This window comes from Streptomyces sp. KM273126, assembly GCF_004337435.2.
Lineage (GTDB): Bacteria > Actinomycetota > Actinomycetes > Streptomycetales > Streptomycetaceae > Streptomyces > Streptomyces acidicola.
The window spans coordinates 1,777,237-1,795,261 of sequence record NZ_SJXB02000001.1 but is presented as its reverse complement, the minus strand read 5'-3'; the positions used below and the strand labels follow the sequence as shown (position 1 = coordinate 1,795,261).

The 18,025-nt window shown below is 72.9% G+C and carries 3 protein-coding genes (1 of these 3 cut by a window edge); all 3 read left to right on the top strand.

Annotated features, from left to right (window positions below; genetic code table 11):
* Tightly spaced (each overlapping or abutting the next), the 3 genes in view from E0500_RS07810 to E0500_RS43605 form a layout consistent with a single transcriptional unit that may run on beyond the window.
* Window positions 1–12,009: the end of an SDR family NAD(P)-dependent oxidoreductase gene (locus tag E0500_RS07810; protein WP_181586910.1), read on the top strand. It extends 12,924 nt beyond the left edge of the window; only the last 12,009 of its 24,933 coding nucleotides appear in the window; its start codon lies beyond the left edge, outside the window; it ends in the stop codon at window positions 12,007–12,009.
* Window positions 12,006–14,606, top strand: coding sequence for a beta-ketoacyl synthase N-terminal-like domain-containing protein (locus tag E0500_RS43615; RefSeq protein ID WP_258572664.1), 2,601 nt, complete (start codon window positions 12,006–12,008; stop codon window positions 14,604–14,606). The genes E0500_RS07810 and E0500_RS43615 overlap by 4 nt, the downstream gene beginning before the upstream one ends.
* Complete coding sequence (locus E0500_RS43605; RefSeq protein WP_309504983.1) at window positions 14,504–18,025, top strand: SDR family NAD(P)-dependent oxidoreductase; 3,522 nt, start codon at window positions 14,504–14,506, stop codon at window positions 18,023–18,025. Before E0500_RS43615 ends, E0500_RS43605 begins: the two co-directional genes overlap by 103 nt.

The following is an 18,025-nucleotide window of genomic DNA, read 5'->3' as shown; positions in this document are numbered from 1 at the left end:
ATCTCCTCGCTGGTGAGCTTCATCCGCAACCCGAACCAGGCCCACTACTCGGCGGCCTGCGCCTTCGAGGACGCGTACGCCGCCACGCTGCGCACGGCGCTCGCCTGCCCGGTCAAGGTCGTCAACTGGGGCTACTGGGGCAACGTCCCCGACGCACTCCTGCGCGACGTGACCGACATGGGGCTGGCCCCGATCGACCCGGCCGCGGCGATGGACGCGGTGGAGCGTCTGCTGGCCGGCCCGCTCGACCAGATCGGCTTCATGCGCCTCGGGCGTCCGCTGCCTGTCGAGGGCGTCCTGACCGGGGAGACGCTGAGCTCCCACCCGCACGGCGCGGTGGCGTCCGGCGAAGCCCCGGCCGTGCCCCTGCCGGACGACCTGGCCGCGCATCACGCCGGCCCGGTGCCGGGCGAGATCGACGCGTTCCTGCACCGCCGCCTCGCGGTGGAGCTACGCCGGGCCGGACTCGACGAGCCGCGCGACGGCCTGGCCGAGTGGAAGGCACGGCACGGTGTCGACGCGCGGTTCGACCGCTGGCTCACGGCCACCCTGCGCACCCTGACCGACCACGGGCTGATCGACGCACGGGGCCGCTGGAACGACGCCGGCCCGGCCGGCCCAGCCGTACCGGACGCCGAGGCCCTGCGCTCCGACTGGGACCGGGCCGCCGCCCGGTGGGCCGACGCCAACGCCGATCTGCGCGCCCCGCTCAGGCTGCTCGGCCGGACCCTGCCCGCGCTGGTCGGCATCCTGCGCGGCCAGGTGCTCGCCACCGACGTGCTCTTCCCGCAGGGATCGTTCTCCCTGGTGGAGGGCGTGTACCGGGACAACCGCGTGGCCGGGCACTTCAATGCCGTACTGGCCGAGCACGTCCTGTCGTTCCTCCGTGCCCGCAGGCAGGCCGAACCGGGCGCCCGCCTGCGCGTCCTGGAGATCGGCGCGGGCACCGGCGGTACCACCGGTCCCGTGCTCGACCGTCTGAGCCAGGCCGGACTGGACCTGGCCGAGTACCGCTGCACCGACCTCTCCCAGGCCTTCCTCCAGCACGCGCAGGACACCTTCGGACCCCGCTACGACGCCCTGACGTACGGCATCTTCGACGCGGGCCGGCCCCCGCACGTCCAGGGGCTCGACATCGGCGCGTACGACGTCGTCATCGCGGCCAACGTGCTGCACGCCACCGACAACGTCCGCCCGGCCCTGCGCCACGCCAAGGCGCTGCTGCGCGGAGGCGGGCTTCTCGCGCTGAACGAGATCAGCGGCTTCTACCTGGTCAACCATCTGACGTTCGGCCTGCTCGACGGCTGGTGGCTCTACGACGACCCCGAGTTGCGCGCTCCGGGCAGCCCCGCGCTGTCCCCGGAGAGCTGGCGCCGGGTGCTGGAGCAGGAGGGCTTCACCGGCGTCGGCCACCCGGCCGGGGACGCCCTGGCGCTGGGGCAGCAGGTGGTGGTGGCCCACAGCGACGGCCTGGCGCGCGGTCCCCGGGTCGTGCCCGCCGAGTCGGCGGTCCCGGTCCCGGCCCCGGTACCGGTTGGTGCTTTGGCCGCCGCCCCGGTCGCCGTTGCCGTCGCCGCTGTGGAGACGGCTCCGGCCCGGTCCGTGGCGGATGTGGTGCTGGCCGAACTCGCGGACGCGCTGCGCATGCCCGTGGAGAGGATCGACCCCGACGGGACGTTCGCCGACTACGGCCTCGACTCCATCGTCGGCGCGAGGTTCGTCCAGCGCCTCAACCAGGAACTGGGGATCGACCTGCTCACCACGGTCATCTTCGACCACCGCAGCGCGGCGCTGCTGGCCGCGCACATCGTCGAGAGCCACCGGCCGCGGCTGCCCGCGCGGGAGGTCGGGCAGGTTCGGGAGGTCCGGGAGGCTCGGGAGGTCCGGGACGTGCCGCAGCCCCAGCCCGCGGTGCAGCCGTCCGTCGTCTCGGAGGCATCCCCCGCCGCAGAGCCGTTCTCCGCCTCACCGGCATCGTCCGCCGCGGGCGCGGGGCGCCGGTCCGTGGAGCGCGAGCCGATCGCCATCGTCGGGATCAGCGGCCGGTTCGCCGGGTCGGACGACGTCGACGCGCTGTGGCGGCACCTCGCCGCCGGTGACGACCTGGTCGGCCCGGTCGAGCGGTGGGACCTGTCCGCCCACAGCGACGAGGAACTCGCCTGCCGTGCGGGCAGCTTCATCGACGGCATCGACGAATTCGACGCCCGCTTCTTCAACCTGACCGGCCTGGAGGCGACGTACACCGACCCGCAGCAGCGGCTCTTCCTGGAGCAGGCGTGGACCGCCCTGGAGGCCGCCGGCCACGGTAGGGCCTCTCTGGACGGCCGCCGCTGCGGTGTGTACGTCGGCTGCACCGGCGGCGACTACCACGAGCTGTTCGAGGACGCGCCGCCCGCCCAGGCGGCGTGGGGCAACGCACCCTCCGTCGTACCCGCCCGCATCGCCTACCACCTCAACCTCCAGGGGCCGGCCATCGCGGTCGACACGGCGTGCTCCAGCTCTCTGGTCGCCGTCCACCTCGCCTGTCAGGGGCTGTGGAGCGGCGAGACGGAACTGGCCGTCGCGGGCGGGGTCAGCGTCCAGGCGACGCCCGGCACCTACCTGGCGGCGAGCCGTGGCGGGATGCTGTCGCCGACCGGCCGCTGCCACACCTTCGACGCCGCGGCCGACGGTTTCGTACCCGGCGAGGGCGTGGGCGTGGTGGTGCTCCGGCGCCTGTCCGACGCCCTGGCGGACGGCGACCACATCCACGCGGTGATCCGCGGTTCGGCCGTCAACCAGGACGGGGCGACCAACGGCATCACCGCACCGAGCGCCCTGTCGCAGGAGCGCCTGATCCGCCAGGTGCACGACGAGTTCGGTATCGACCCGGCCGGGATCGGCATGGTCGAGGCGCACGGCACCGGCACCCAGCTCGGTGACCCCATCGAGTGCCAGGCCCTGGTCAACGCCTTCTCCGGGGCGGGCCCGGAGGGCTCCTGCGCGCTCGGCTCGATCAAGACCAACCTCGGGCACACCACCTCCGCGGCGGGCGTGGCCGGCCTGCTCAAGACGGTCCTGTCGATGCGTCACGGCCAGATACCCGCGTCGCTGCACCACCACGAGATCAACCCGGCGATCCGGCTCGACGGCAGCCCGTTCCAGGTGAACACCGAGCTGCGGCCGTGGCGGCCGAACAGCCGGGGCAGGCGGGTCGCCGCCGTGAGCGCCTTCGGCTTCAGCGGCACCAACGCACACCTGGTCGTGGAGGACTTCCCGGGCCCCGAGGAGCGCCGGGCCGAAACGCGCGAGCACCTGTTCGTCCTGTCCGGTGGGGCGCCCTCGGCCCTGCGCCGCCGCGTCGAGGACCTGGCCGAGCACCTCCGACGCACGCCCGACGCCGTGCTCGGCGACGTCAGCTACACGCTGGCCGTCGGCCGCGACCACTTCGCCCACCGCGCCGCCTTCACCGCCGACAGCCGCGACGCACTCCTGCGCCGGCTCGACGCCTGGCTCGCGGGCGGGGACGGCGGTACCAGCGACCGGAGCGCCGAGCCGGCGTCGGAGCTCGTCAGGGTCCGGTACCTCGACGGCGCCCCGGTCGACTTCGCTCCGCTGTACTCCGGCCTCGACGTCCGCCGGACGCCGCTGCCGACGTACCCCTTCCAGCGCAGGAGCTACTGGGTGACCACGACGACTCCGGCCCGGCACGACCGGAACCGGCGGCCCGCGGCTCCGGCACCGGGCGCCGCTCACCGGGAGCTGCCCCACCTGCGCCCGCTGGTCGGTGCCCGTCTGCTGGCCGAGGTGGCCCGCGTCCTGATGATGGAGCCCGAAGAGATCGACCCGCAGGCGTCGTTCTCCGACTTCGGCGTGGACTCGGTCCTCAGCGTGAAGCTCGTCGACTCGGTGAACCGCGCCCTCGGCGTCGGCCTGCCGAGCACCACGCTGTTCGAGCACAGCTCGCTCGACCGGCTGACGGACCATCTGGTCACGCGGTACGGGGAGAGTTTGCGGTCGTCCGGCGCCCTGGGCGACGACTCGTCCGGGGAACCCGAGGGGGGCCCGACGCAGGACCCCGCTCCCGCACCGGCCCCCGCTCCGGTGGTTGTCCCGTCCGCCGCCGCCGATGACCAGGAGGGCGCCGAGGACGCCGACGAGGACGCCGTCGCGGTCGTCGGAATCGCCGCCCGGTTCGCGCAGTCACCCGACGCGGCGGCACTGTGGGCGCATCTCGCGGCCGGTGACGACCTGGTCGGGACCGTCACCCGCTGGGACATGGCGAAGGAGCTGGGGCCCGGTGCCCCGCGCCAGTACGGCAGCTTCGTGGACGACATCGAACGCTTCGACGCCTGGTTCTTCCGCATGTCGGGCAAGGAGGCGACGTACACCGACCCGCAGCAGCGGATCTTCCTGGAGGAGTGCTGGCACGCGCTGGAGGACGCCGGTTACGCCGGTGAGCGGCTCGACGGCCGCGGCTGCGGGGTCTACGTCGGCGGCTCGCCCAGCGACTACCAGCAGCTGATCGGCGACGACGCGCCGCCGCAGACGCTGTGGGGCAACATCTCCTCGGTCATCGCCTCCCGCATCTCCTACTTCCTCGACCTCCAGGGGCCCGCGCTGTCGGTGGACACGGCCTGCTCCAGCTCGCTGGTGGCCATCCACCAGGCCTGCCAGGACCTCCGCCAGGGCCACACGACGATGGCGCTGGCAGGCGGGGTGTTCGTCCAGTCCACGCCGATCTTCTACAAGTCCGCGGTACGGGCCACCATGCTCTCCACCCGCGGCCGCTGCCACACCTTCGACGACCGCGCCGACGGCTTCGTACCCGGCGAGGGCGCCGGAGTCGTCGTACTCAAACGGCTCGTGGACGCGCTGCGGGACGGCGACCACGTCTACGGTGTGATCCGCGGGTCGGGCGTGAACCAGGACGGGACGACCAACGGGCTCACCGCGCCCAGCGCCCGCTCCCAGGAACGCCTGCTGCGCGCCGTGTACGAGCGGGCCGGCGTCGACCCCGCCGGCGTCCAGCTCATCGAGGCGCACGGCACGGGCACACCGCTCGGCGACCCGATCGAGTTCGAGGCGCTGCGCGCCGTGTTCGGTGACGCGCCCGCGGGCGGCTGCGCGCTGGGCTCGGTCAAGACCAACCTGGGACACACCCAGTTCGCCGCGGGCGTGGCCGGTGTCATCAAGGTGCTGCTGGCGCTCCGGCACGAACAGCTGCCCCCGTCGCTGCACTTCCGACGGAGCAACCCGGCCATCGCGCTGGACGGCAGCCCCTTCCACGTCCCCACCGAGCTGCTCCCCTGGCCCGCGCCCGCCTCGGGGCCGCGCCGTGCCGGCGTCAGTTCGTTCGGCGCCGCGGGAACCAACGCACACGCCCTGATCGAGCAGGCCCCGGAGCCGGACCGCACCCCGCACGCCGACCGCCCGCGGTGGCTGTTCGTGCTGTCCGGCCAGGACGAGGCCGCGCGCCGCGCCCAGGCCGAGCGCCTGCTGGACCACGTCCTCGCCCACCCGGACCTGGACCTCGGCGACGTCGCCCACACCCTGGCCACCGGCCGCCGCCACTGCGGCCACCGGTGGGCCTGCGTGGCGGCCGACCGCGAGGAGCTGATCCAGGCCCTGCGGACCTGGCTGCGCGACGGCCGCGCCCCGAGCGTGTCCACCGGTGAGGCCGCGGACGGACACCGCCGCCAGGACCACGCCGCACTCACCCGAGCCGAGCAACTGATGGCCGAGCACGCCCGCCACGACAGCCACGCCCGAGATGACAGTCACAGCCGTCACGACAGCCACGGCAGCCTGACCGAACTGGCCGGGATCTTCGCCGACGGCGTGGACCTGCGCTTCGCCCCGCTCTTCGCCGACGGGGGCTTCCGGATCGTGCCCCTGCCGGGGTACCCGTTCGGCGGTGAGCGGTACTGGGTCGGACAGCGCGCACGACGGGCCCCGGCACCGTCGGCATCCCGGGCCGCGCACTCGCCGCTGACCGGCCGCAAGCGTCCCGGCGAGCCCGACGCGCCGTGCTACGCCGTCGAGTTGACCGGGAGCGAGTTCTTCCTGGACGACCACCGCGTACGGAACGTGCCGGTGCTGCCCGGCGTGGCGTACCTGGAGCTGGCGTGTGCCGCCGCGCGGGCGGAGGGCATGGAGCCCACCGCACTGCGGCTGCGTGACGTCGTCTGGTCGCGCCCGGCACGGATCACCGGGCCGACGTCGGCCGAGATCGCGCTACGGCGCCGGGCGGGCGGCGGCCTCGGCTACGGGATCACCACGACCGGCGCGGACGGCCGGCCCGTACCGCACGGGCAGGGACGCATCGAATCGTGCGCGGCGTCCGAGCCCGCGCCCGCACGCCTGGACATCGCCGCGCTGCGCGCCCGGTGCGACGTGCGGACGCTGGACCACGAAGACTGCTACCTGCTCTTCGAGAGCATGGGCATCGGCTACGGTCCCGCGCTGCGGGGCCTGCGACGGCTCGACATCGGCACCGGGCTCGCCGTCGCCCGTCTCACCCTTCCCCAGGCCGCGCGCGACGGCGGCGGCTGGACCCTGCACCCGTCGATGCTCGACGCCGCGTTCCAGGCCACGGTCGGCCTGTCGCTCGCCGAGGGCACCGACGGCGACACGGTGGCGGCGGCGCTCCCGTTCGTCCTGGAGGACGTGCGGATCCTCGCGCCGACCCCGGCGAGCGGCTGGGCCGTGGCGCGGCCCGCGGCGGACGACCGCGGCGGCGCCGTGCGCCGCGTCGACGTGGACCTGTGCGACGACGACGGGGCCGTGTGCGTGCGGCTGCTCGGGCTGAGCACGCGGGTGCTGCCCGCGACGGCCGACGATCCGTCAAGGACGGTGCCCGAGAAGGGCAGTGCGACCGCCGACGGCGCCTCGCTCACCCTCATGCGGCCCGGCTGGCGTCCCGCCGAGCCCGCCCGCGCCCCGCGCCCGCTCGCGCGGCACTGGGTCCTGCTCGGCGGATTCGACGGACCTGACGGACCTGACGGACCCGACGTACACGACGTACGCGAAGGAACCGGCGGAATCGACCCGTCAGCCGTGGCGGCCGCCCTCGGCGTGCCGTGCGACGCGATGCCCGCGGCGGACGACCTGGTCCTGCGGTACACCAGCGCCGCCGAAACCGTGCTGGAGCGGCTGCGGCAGGCCATCCCGGCCACCAAGGAAGGCCCGGTCCTGCTCCAGGTCGTCGTACCGGCGCACGGTGAGTCCCGGCTGCTCGCCGGACTCGGCGGCCTGCTGCGTACGGCCCGTATGGAGCACCCCAAGGTGGTGACCCAGCTCATCGAGATGGAGCAGCCGGTCGACAGGGCCACGCTGTGCCGACGGCTGCGCGACGAGACCGCGAGCCTCGACGACGTGGCGGTGCGGTACGCCGACGGCCTCCGTCAGGTGCCGAGGTGGACCGCCCTCGACGACGCCCCTGCGGCCGGGCCGTGGCGGGCCGGTGGCGTCTACCTCGTCACCGGCGGAGCGGGCGGGCTCGGCGGGCTGTTCGCCCGGGAGATCGCCCGGGAGGCGCCCGGCGCCGTCCTCGTCCTGTGCGGACGGTCGCCCGAGGGCCCGGCGCAGCGGCAACTGGTGCGCGAGCTGAGCGACATGGGCGCCCGAGCGAAGTATCGAGCACTGGACGTCGCACGGCGCCCGGAGGTGGACGCGTGCGTGCGGGCGGTCGTCGCCGAGCACGGCCGCCTGGACGGTGTCCTCCACACGGCCGGAGTGGTGCGCGACGGCTACCTGGCCATGAAGAGCGCCGAGGAGCTGCGGGAGGTTCTCGCCGCCAAGGTCGCGGGCCTCGTCCACCTCGACGAGGCCACGGCCGCCCACGACCTGGACTGCTTCATCGCCTTCTCCTCGCTGTCGGCCTTCGGCAACCAGGGCCAGGGGGACTACGCGGCGGCCAACGCCTTCATGGACGCGTACGCGGCACACCGCCGGGACCTGGTGGCCAGGGGCGAGCGCCACGGCCGCACGCTGGTGGTCGGCTGGCCCCTGTGGGCCGACGGCGGTATGACGGTCGACACCGCGACCGAACGCAGGCTGCGGGAGACGGTCGGCATGGTGCCGATGCGCGCCCCCCAGGGCGTCGAGGCGCTGCTGCGCGCCTACGGCAGCGGCGAGCCGCACGTCCTGGCCGTCTACGGCGACCGCGCCCGTGTCGACGCCACGCTGCTGGCCGACCCGGCCGCCACTGAGACCGCTACCGAGGCAGCTGCCACCGAGACCGTCACCGTCAGCCGTGCCGACACCCACGCCCACGCCACCGTCCTCCACCGAGTGATCACGCTCGCCTCGGCCGTGCTGGGCGTACCGGCGGACGAGATCGACGGTGCGGTGGACATCGGGGAGTACGGGTTCGACCCGGTCACGCTCGCGGAACTCACCGGCAGGCTCGCGGCGGAGTACGGGCTCTCGCCGGCGCCGAGGCTGTTTCTCGATCACCCCACCCTGGAAGAGGCCGTGGACCACCTCCTCGACAACCACCCCGATCACTTCGCGGCAGCGCCGCCGGCCCCCGCCCCCGCCCCCGCGCCCGTTCCCGAGCCCCTCCCCGCACCCGCCCCGGTCGCCGAGCGCGGCCAACGGCACAAGGCGCTGCTGAAGCGGCTGATCGCGCGCGTGTCGGAACTGCTGGACGTGCCCGCGGAGCGGATCAGCGGCACGGCGGAGATGAGCAAGTACGGCTTCGACTCCCTGTCGTTCGTCAGCTTCGCCAACGAACTCAACGCGGAGTTCGGACTGTCGCTCGCCCCGACCCTGTTCTTCGAACACCCCACCCTGAACGAGGTCGTGGACCATCTCCTCGACCACCACGCGGACTTGATCACCGCCGCCGAACCGGAGGCCCCGGAGGCCCCGCAGGCCCCGCAGGCCCCGCAGGCCCCGCAGGCCCCGGAGGCCCCGGAGGAGCCGCCCACGCAGGAACCGGACGTCCGGGCACCCGCCGTGACCGGCACCGCGACCGTGACCGGCACAGCTCCCGCGCCCGGCACAGCTCCCGCGCCCTGCGCAGCCCCCGACGACGAGCCGATCGCCGTGATCGGCATGAGCGGCCGCTTCCCGATGGCCGACGACATCGACGCCTTCTGGAAGAACCTGCACAACGGACGCGACTGCACCCAGGAGGTCCCCGCGGACCGCTGGGACTGGCGCGCCCACTTCGGCGACCCGGTCAAGGAGCCCAACACCTCCAACGTGACCTCGGGCGGCTTCATGAACGGCGTGGGGGACTTCGACCCGCTGTTCTTCGACATCTCCCCGAAGGAAGCCGAGCTGATGGACCCCCAGCAGCGGCTGCTGATGCTGTACGTGTGGAAGGCGCTGGAGGACGCGGGGTACTCGGCGAACGCCGTCGCGGGCACCGACACGGCCCTCATCGCGGGCACCACGAGCACCGGCTACTCCACCCTCGTCACCCGGTACTCCCCGGTGATCGAGGGATACGACATCACCGGAGCCGCGCCCTGCATGGGCCCGAACCGGATGAGCTACTTCCTCGATCTGCACGGACCGAGCGAGCCGGTCGACACCGCGTGTTCCAGCGCCCTCGTCGCCATCCACCGGGCCATCCAGGCCATGCGCGCCGGCCAGTCCGAGATGGCCATCGCGGGCGGGGTCAACACCATCGTCAGCGTCGACGGGCACATCAGCATCTCCAAGGCGGGGATGCTGAGCCCCGACGGCCGGTGCAAGACCTTCTCCGACCGCGCCGACGGCTACGCACGCGGTGAGGGCGTGGGCATGCTCGTGCTGAAGCGGCTCTCGGCGGCCGAGCGCGACGGCGACCACATCCACGGCCTGATCCGCTCCACCACGGAGAACCACGGCGGCCGCTCCAACTCCCTGACGGCGCCCAACCCCAAGGCCCAGGCCGCACTGCTGCGCGAGGCCTACCGGAAGGCGGGCATCGACCCGCGGACCGTCGGCTACGTCGAGGCGCACGGCACCGGGACCAAACTCGGCGATCCCGTGGAGATCAACGGGCTGAAGGCGGCCTTCCGCGAGCTGTACGAGGACCACGGCGCGAGCGTGGAGGAGACGCACTGCGGGATCGGCTCGGTGAAGACCAACATCGGTCACCTGGAACTCGCCGCCGGAGCCGCCGGGGTGATCAAGGTGCTGCTCCAGATGCGGCACCGCACGCTGGTGAAGTCGCTGCACTGCGAGAACGTCAATCCGTACATCGACCTGGAGGGCAGCCCCTTCCGGCTGGTGCGGGAGCGGCAGCCGTGGCCCGCGCCGCGGGACGCCCAGGGCCGGGAACTGCCGCGCCGGGCCGGTGTCAGCTCGTTCGGCTTCGGCGGAGTGGGCGCCCATGTGGTGCTGGAGGAGTACGTGCCACGGCACACCCCCGGACCGGACCGCGACCGCGCACCCGCCGCCGGGGTCCCGGTCCTGCTGTCGGCGAGTCACCCCGAGGTACTGCGCGACCTCGCCCAGCGATGGGTGGACGCGCTGCGGCGCGGCGACCATACGGACGCCGACCTGGTGTCGATCGCGTACACCTCCCAGACGGGGCGTACGGCCATGACGGAGCGCCTCGCCTGCCTGGCCCGCGGCGTGGGCGAACTGAGGGAGGGACTGGAGTCCTGGCTGCGCGGTGAGCCCATCGCCACCGTGGTCACCGGGCGGGTCCCGCGCGGCACGGACCTCCCGGACGTGCCGGCCTGGTTCGAGGCGTTCACGGACCTCGCCGACGTGGAACTACAGGACTGGGCACGCCTGTTGGACGCCTGGGTGCGCGGCGCCGACGTGGCATGGGACCGGCTCTACACCGCGCGTCGCCCACGTCGTGTCCCGCTGCCGACGTATCCGTTCCGCCTGCGACGCCACTGGGTCGACACCACCCGGCCCGCGAACGCCCTGCAGACGGCGATGACACAGACAGCGGTGGCACAGACAGCGGTGGCACGGACGGAGGCGGCGCAGACGGTCGTGGCCCAGACGCCGGCACCGCACCACCCACTGGTGCACACGAACACCTCCGACCTCGACGAGCACCGCTACACCTCGCGCTTCACCGGCCGGGAGTTCTTCCTCACCGACCACCGTGTGGCCGCCCGGGTGATGAGGGAGGTGTCCGGATGGCGTCCGGGCGCCGACACCGGGCCCTCGGGCGACAGCGCGCACGCCGTGCCCGTCCTGCCGGCCGTGTCCTACCTGGAGATGGCGCGCGCCGCGGCGGCCCGCACCGTCGGGGGCGACGCCGGGACCTGGTCGCTGAGGCTGGCGTCCTGGCTGCGTCCGCTCACGGTCGGCACGGAGACCGATGTGCACGTCGCGCTGTCCTCCCGGGCCGACGACGAACTCGGCTACGAGGTGTACACCGTGGACGACGGCGGCGAACGCCTGGTGTTCGGCCGCGGCCGGTTGCGGCGTCGGACGGACCGTCATACGAGCGGTCAGGCTGCAGTGCCGGGCGAGCGGCTCGACATCGCCGCCCTGCGGGCACAGTGCGAGGGGCCCGTGCTGGACCACGAGACATGCTATGCACGCTTCTCCGACATCGGCATGGCATACGGCCCGACGCTGCGGGCGATCGAGCGGCTCCACACCGGCTCCCGGCAGGCGGTGGCCCGGCTGAGGCTGCCCGCCGAAGCGGCCCGCGAGAGCGGTTTCGTGCTGCACCCGAGCATGCTCGACGCCGCCCTGCAAGCGACGGCCGGGCTCTTCGCCGACGAACTCGGCACCCCCCGCACGGCGTTGCCGTACGCCCTGCGCGAGCTTGAGGTGGTGCGTGCCGCCCCGGCCTCAGGCTGGGCGGTGGCCCGTTTCTCCGCGGACGACCATCCGGGCGCCGTCCGCCACCTCGACCTCGACCTCTGCGACGACGACGGCGACGTCTGCGTACGCTTCCGCGGCTTCAGCGCGCGCACCCTCGGCGGCGGTACGCCCACCGAACCGGCACCGGCCACCCCGTCCGAGCCCGACGACGCCTTTCTGCTGCAACTGATCGAAGCCATCGGCCGACGCGAACTGAGCGCGGACGACCTCAGGAGGAGCCTGATATGAGCGCCCGAATCGACTCCCTGGACGAACTGCACCGGCTCATCCGCGAGGGACGGGTGGAGCAGGACGAGGCGCTCCGCCTGCTCCGCGACTGGAAACAGGACCGCGCCGAGCGGCAGACCGGCGACCTCGACACCGAGACCCTGACGGAACGCGTGCGCGAGGTCCTGGTCGACAAGGTCTGCGAGCTGCTCAAGGTGAGCGTGACGGACCTGGACGTGGACGTGGAGCTCAGCGAGTACGGGCTGGACTCGATCGTCATCACCCAGTTGGTGACGATGGTGAACGACTCCCTGGGCCTGGAACTGGTGCCCACGGTGCTCTTCGAGCATCCGACCCTGCGGGCCTTCAGCGGGCATCTGGTCAGTGCGTACGGCCCGTTACTGGCACCCCGGCTGGGCCTGCGACCGCCAGGAACCGGGCCGGCCGAACCGGCCTCCGTACAAGAGCCCACGCCCGAGCCCATTCCCAAGCCGGCGCCGGCCGTGGCCCTGCCCGCTCCCACCCCGACACACCGCCAGGACCGCCAGGAATGGCGGGACGAGCCCATCGCCGTGGTCGGTGTCAGCTGCCGGTTCCCGCAGGCCGAGGACCTCGACGCGTTCTGGCGGAACCTGAGCGAAGGGCGCGACTGCGTGGCGGAGGTCCCCGCCGACCGGTGGGACTGGCGCGCCCAGTACGGCGACCCCCTGAAGGAACCGGGCCGCACCAACGTGAAGTGGGGCGGCTTCATGGACGGCGTCGCCGACTTCGACCCGCTGTTCTTCGGCATCGCACCGAAGGACGCCGTACACATGGACCCCCAGCAGCGGTTGCTGATGCTGTACGTGTGGAAGGCGCTGGAGGACGCCGGTTACGCCGCCGACGGCCTGGCGGGCAGCAACCTCGGTCTGTTCGTCGGCACGAACGACACCGGCTACAGCCTGCTGGCCGACCGCAGCACCGGCCGGGACGGCAGCGTGTCGCCCACCGGCAGCGTTCCGTCGGTCGGCCCGAACCGGATGAGCTACTTCCTCGATGTGCACGGACCGAGCGAGCCGGTCGAGACCGCCTGTTCCAGCTCTCTGGTCGCCATCCACCGGGGCATGGTGTCGCTCGAACGCGACGAGTGCGACATGGCCGTCGTCGGTGGCGTCAACACCATGGTCATCCCCGACGGGCACATCAGCTTCAGCAAGGCGGGGATGCTCAGCACCGACGGCCGGTGCAAGACGTTCTCCGACCGCGCCGACGGCTATGTGCGCGGTGAGGGCGTGGGCATGCTGGTGCTGAAGCGACTGTCGGTGGCCGAGCGCGACGGCGACCACATCTACGGCCTGATCCGTTCCACCGCTGAGAACCACGGCGGCCGCTCCAACTCACTCACCTCCCCGAACCCCAAGGCCCAGGCCGCCCTGATCCGGCACGCCTACAGCAGGACGGGGATCGACCCGCGGACCGTCGGCTACATCGAGGCGCACGGCACGGGAACCAGGCTCGGCGACCCGGTGGAGATCGACGGGCTGAAGGCGGCGTTCCGTGAGCTGTACGAGGAACGCGGGGTGGGCGTCGAGGGGGCGCACTGCGGGGTGGGCTCGGTGAAGACCAACATCGGTCACCTGGAGCTGGCGGCGGGAGTCGCCGGGGTGATCAAGGTGCTGTTGCAACTGCGGCACCGCACGCTGGTGAAGTCGCTGCACTGCGAGAGCGTCAATCCGTACATCGATCTGGAGGGCAGCCCGTTCCGGCTGGTGCGGGAGCGGCAGCCATGGCCGGCGCCGCGGGACGGTGAGGGCCGGGAGCTCCCGCGCCGGGCCGGTGTCAGCTCGTTCGGCTTCGGCGGAGTGGGCGCCCATGTGGTGCTGGAGGAGTACGTACCGCCCGTCGAGGTCCCGGCTCCCGCACCCGGCCCCGTGGCCATCGTGCTGTCGGCGCCGGAACCGGAGACGCTGCGCGCCCGGGCCCGGCAGCTGGCCGACTGGATCGACGAGGGCAGGCTCACCGACGCCGAACTGCCCAGGCTCGCCCACACCCTCCAGGTCGGCCGGGTCGCCATGGACGAACGGCTCGCCTTCCTCACCCACACCCCGGCCGATCTGCGCGAGCGGCTCGGCGCGTTCCTCGACGGAGGCAAGGCCCAGGGCGTGCACACCGGGCGCGCCCAGCGCCAGGCACCGTGGAGCGAGCTCGCCGAGGACGACGACATCGCCGCCGCCATCGACCGCTGGATGGCCAAGGGCAAGCTCGGCCGCCTGCTGAAGCTCTGGGTCACGGGCTTCGACGTCGACTGGCGGCGGCTGTACGGGGACACCGCGCCGCGGCGGATGCCGCTGCCGGTCTATCCGTTCCAGCTGCGGCGCTACTGGATCGCCGACGGCACGAACGACACGCTGCCCGCGCCGACACCGCCCCACGTCGCGGCGCCGCTCCCCGCCCCGTCGCCGCTGCCCGCCCCGGCCCCCACCGCAGCCAGCTGCACGGGGACGAGTTCTACCTCCGTGACCACCGTGTACGAGGGGTGCCCACCCTGCCCGGCACGGCGTACCTGGAGTTCGTACGGGAAGCGGTCGCCGCCGCCCTGCCCACCGCCGGCGCCACAGGCGTTCACCTGCACGATGTGACCTGGCTGCGCCCCCTGGAAGTGGCGGCGTCGCGCACCCTCGACGTCGAGGTGGACCCGGCCGGGCACACGTTCCGGGTCCACGCCGACCATGTCGGGGAGCGCGTGCTGCACGCACAGGGGACCGTGCGGACTGCTCCCGCCCTGTCGCCGTCCATGGGCGACCGCCACGACATCGACGCGCTGCGTGCGAGCTGCGCGGCCCGGCGCGACGGTGCGGAGGTCTACGACCTCTTCGCCCGCATGGGCATGGGGTACGGCCCCGCGTTCCAGGCCGTGGAGACGCTGTACCATGGCGAGGACCTGGCGCTGGCGCGGCTGCGCCTCCCCGGGACGGCGGCCTCGCCGATGACGCTCAACCCGGCCATGCTCGACGCCGCGCTCCAGACCACCCTGGGGCTGGTGCTCGCCGGCACCGACGGCGATCCGGCCGAGGCGGCCCTGCCGTTCACGGTGCGTGAGGTGCGGGTGCTGTCCGCCACCCCCACGGAGGGCTGGGCAGTCGTACGACGTACCGAGGGCGACCGGCACGACGCCGGTCTGCTCCGTGCGGACGTGGACCTCTGCGATGCGCAGGGCAACGTCTGCGTACGTCTGCTGGGCTTCGGCATGCGCCGTACCCGGCACGACTCGGGGGCGCCCACAGCCGTGGGAACTGTGGGGACCGTGGGGACCACGGCCCCGCCCGCGCTGCTGATCCAGCCGGACTGGAGGGAGCGCCCGGCACCCGGGCACCCCGGCGGCCGAGCGGCGGTGAAGCGGCATGTGGTGGTGTGCGAGCTGCCCGAGGTGGACGCGGCGGCGCTGGGCGCGGAGCTGGACGGCACCTGCGAAAGCCGACAGGCCCGCGGAGGGATCGACACGCGCTACACCGAGTACGCCGAGCGCCTGCTCACGCTGGTGCGCGAGGCGGCCACCGACGCGGCACGCGCGCCGGGCATCATCCAGGTCGTCACCCCCGCGCACACACCCTGGCTGGGCGGCCTGAGCGGCATGCTGCGCACGGCGCGCATGGAGCACCCCAGGCTGGTGACCCAGTGGATCGAACTCGACGACACACCGTCGACGGCGGAGCTGGCCGCACGACTGCGTGCCGAGGGAACCGAAGCGCCCGAGGAAGCCGTGCGCTACCGGGCAGGCCGCCGGGAAGTGTCCCACTGGCGCGAGGTTCAGGCGCCCGTCCCGGCGCTGCCCTGGCGCGACGGCGGGATCTACCTGCTGACCGGGGGCGCGGGCGGGCTCGGCGCCCTGTTCGCGGAGGACATCGCCCGGAGGGTCCAGTCACCCGCACTGGTCCTGTGCGGCCGGAGCCCGGCCGGGCCGGAGCAGGAGGAACTGCTCACCCGGCTGCGTGCCCTCGGGGCCAAGGCCGACTACCGCGTGCTGGACGTCGCCGACCGAGCCCAGGTGTTCCGGGCCGTCCGCGACATCGAAACCGAGTACGGGGGGCTGCACGGCATCGTGCACGCGGCGGGGGTGCTGCGTGACGGCTTCGTCGCCAGGAAGAGCCCTGCCGATCTGCGGGCGGTGCTCGCGGCCAAGGTCAGCGGGGTGTGCCACCTCGACGAGGCGAGCGCGTCGTCGCGCCTCGACTGCTTCATCGGTTTCTCGTCGATGGCCGCGTTCGGCAACCTCGGACAGGCCGACTACGCCGCGGCCAACGCCTTCATGGACGGCTACGCCGCGCATCGCGAAAAGCTGGTCCGCCGGGGCAGCCGCTTCGGACGCACCGTGATGGTCAACTGGCCGCTGTGGGAGAAGGGCGGCATGGGCGCCCGTTCGTCGACCCTGGACCTCCTGGAGTCGGTGGGCATGCGGCCCATGCGGGCATCCGTGGGCATCGACGCACTCAACCGCGTCTGGGCGACCCGACTGCCGAACGTCATCGCCCTGGACGGCGACCACACACGCATGCGGGACCGGTTCCTCCGGATCCCGGACGCGACCCTGGACACGGCCTCCGTCCCAGCTCCGGCCCTGGACGCGACCCCGACCTTGACCCCGACCCCGGAACCGACAGCAGCACCGGACCGCCCCGAGGCACCCGAGCAGCCCGCGGCACCGATGCCGTCCACCGCATCGTCCAGCGCATCGTCCACCGCGTCGCCCACCGTGTCATCCACAGTGGGCCGGACCATCGCGGAACTCATGGCGACACTGCTGGAGCTGGACGCCGCGACCATGCGCCCGGACACACCGTTGCGCGACTACGGCTTCGACTCGATCTACATGATGCAGTTCCTCACCCAGGCCCAGACCCACATCGACGCCGCCCTCACCCTCGACCTCATCGCCGACTGCGAGACGCTGGAGGACGTCGTCCAAGCGATCACCGGCACGGCGTCACCGCAGGCCGGACCGGCACAGGAACCGCCCGCGCACCATACGGAACCCCTCCCGGCACCATCGGTGCCGGCGGCGCCGGAACCGGTGTCGCCGGACACGTTCCCCGAGATCGTCCGCATGAACGGGGTCACCGAAGGCAGGCCCGTGTTCTGGGTCCACCACGGCAACGGCGGGGTGGAGTCGTACGCTCCGCTGGCCGGGCGCTGCCGGCGCCCCTTCTACGGCATCCAGCCGAAGGGCTGGATCGACTCCACCGACATCCTCACCGGCCAGGAGGCGATGGCCGAGTACTACGCGACCCTCATCCTGGCCGTACAGCCCGAAGGCCCGTACGACATCGGCGGCTTCTCCCTGGGCGGGCTCTTCGCCTACGAGGTGGTACGGCAGTTGCAGAAGCGCGGGGCGGAGGTCAGCACGCTGGTGATGCTGGACACGCTGGACGCCGAATCGACCAACAAGGCCAACGCCCTGATCGTGGGCGGTGACTTCGCCCCGGAGGTCGTGGCCAAGGTCAGCGCCTTCCGCGCGGTCAACCTGATCCTGGGGAACAACCGCTTCGACTCGCACGGCGGGGCCACCCCGATCCTGGGCCGCGACGAGGTGGACACCACCCTGGACAGTACGGCGTTCCTCGACTCCCTGATCGAGGCCGCCCTCGCCCGCGGCGTCACCAAGACCGAGGCACAACTGAGGGCGCGTGCCGGGCAGTTGGCCCGGTACTTCGAGGCCATGCAGGGAGAGACCTACACCGTGCGGCCGCTTCCCCGGCCCGACCGACTGCGCTGCTACTACCTGCGCAACCGCAGCGGCAGTTTCTTCGGTGCGTTCGAGGAGCACATGGTGCTCTTCCCCGACCCGGACCTCCCGACGGTGGACGGCATCACGTACTGGCAGGAGTGGGTGGACCACATCGACGACTTCTTCACCATCGATGTGGACACCTCGATGCACGCCGAGGTCATGACGGCCCAGGACTCCCTGGACAAGCTGATGCGCCTGTGCGACCGGCTGTACGCCCCCGAGGAGCTGCCGGACCTGCCCGCGGCGACAGCCTCCGCGCGGAAGGGCAGCTGA

Bases quoted from the DNA above. Each gene is read 5' to 3' on its own strand.
- E0500_RS43615 (WP_258572664.1), top strand. From the start codon at position 12,006: ATGAGCGCCCGAATCGACTCCCTGGACGAACTGCACCGGCTCATCCGC.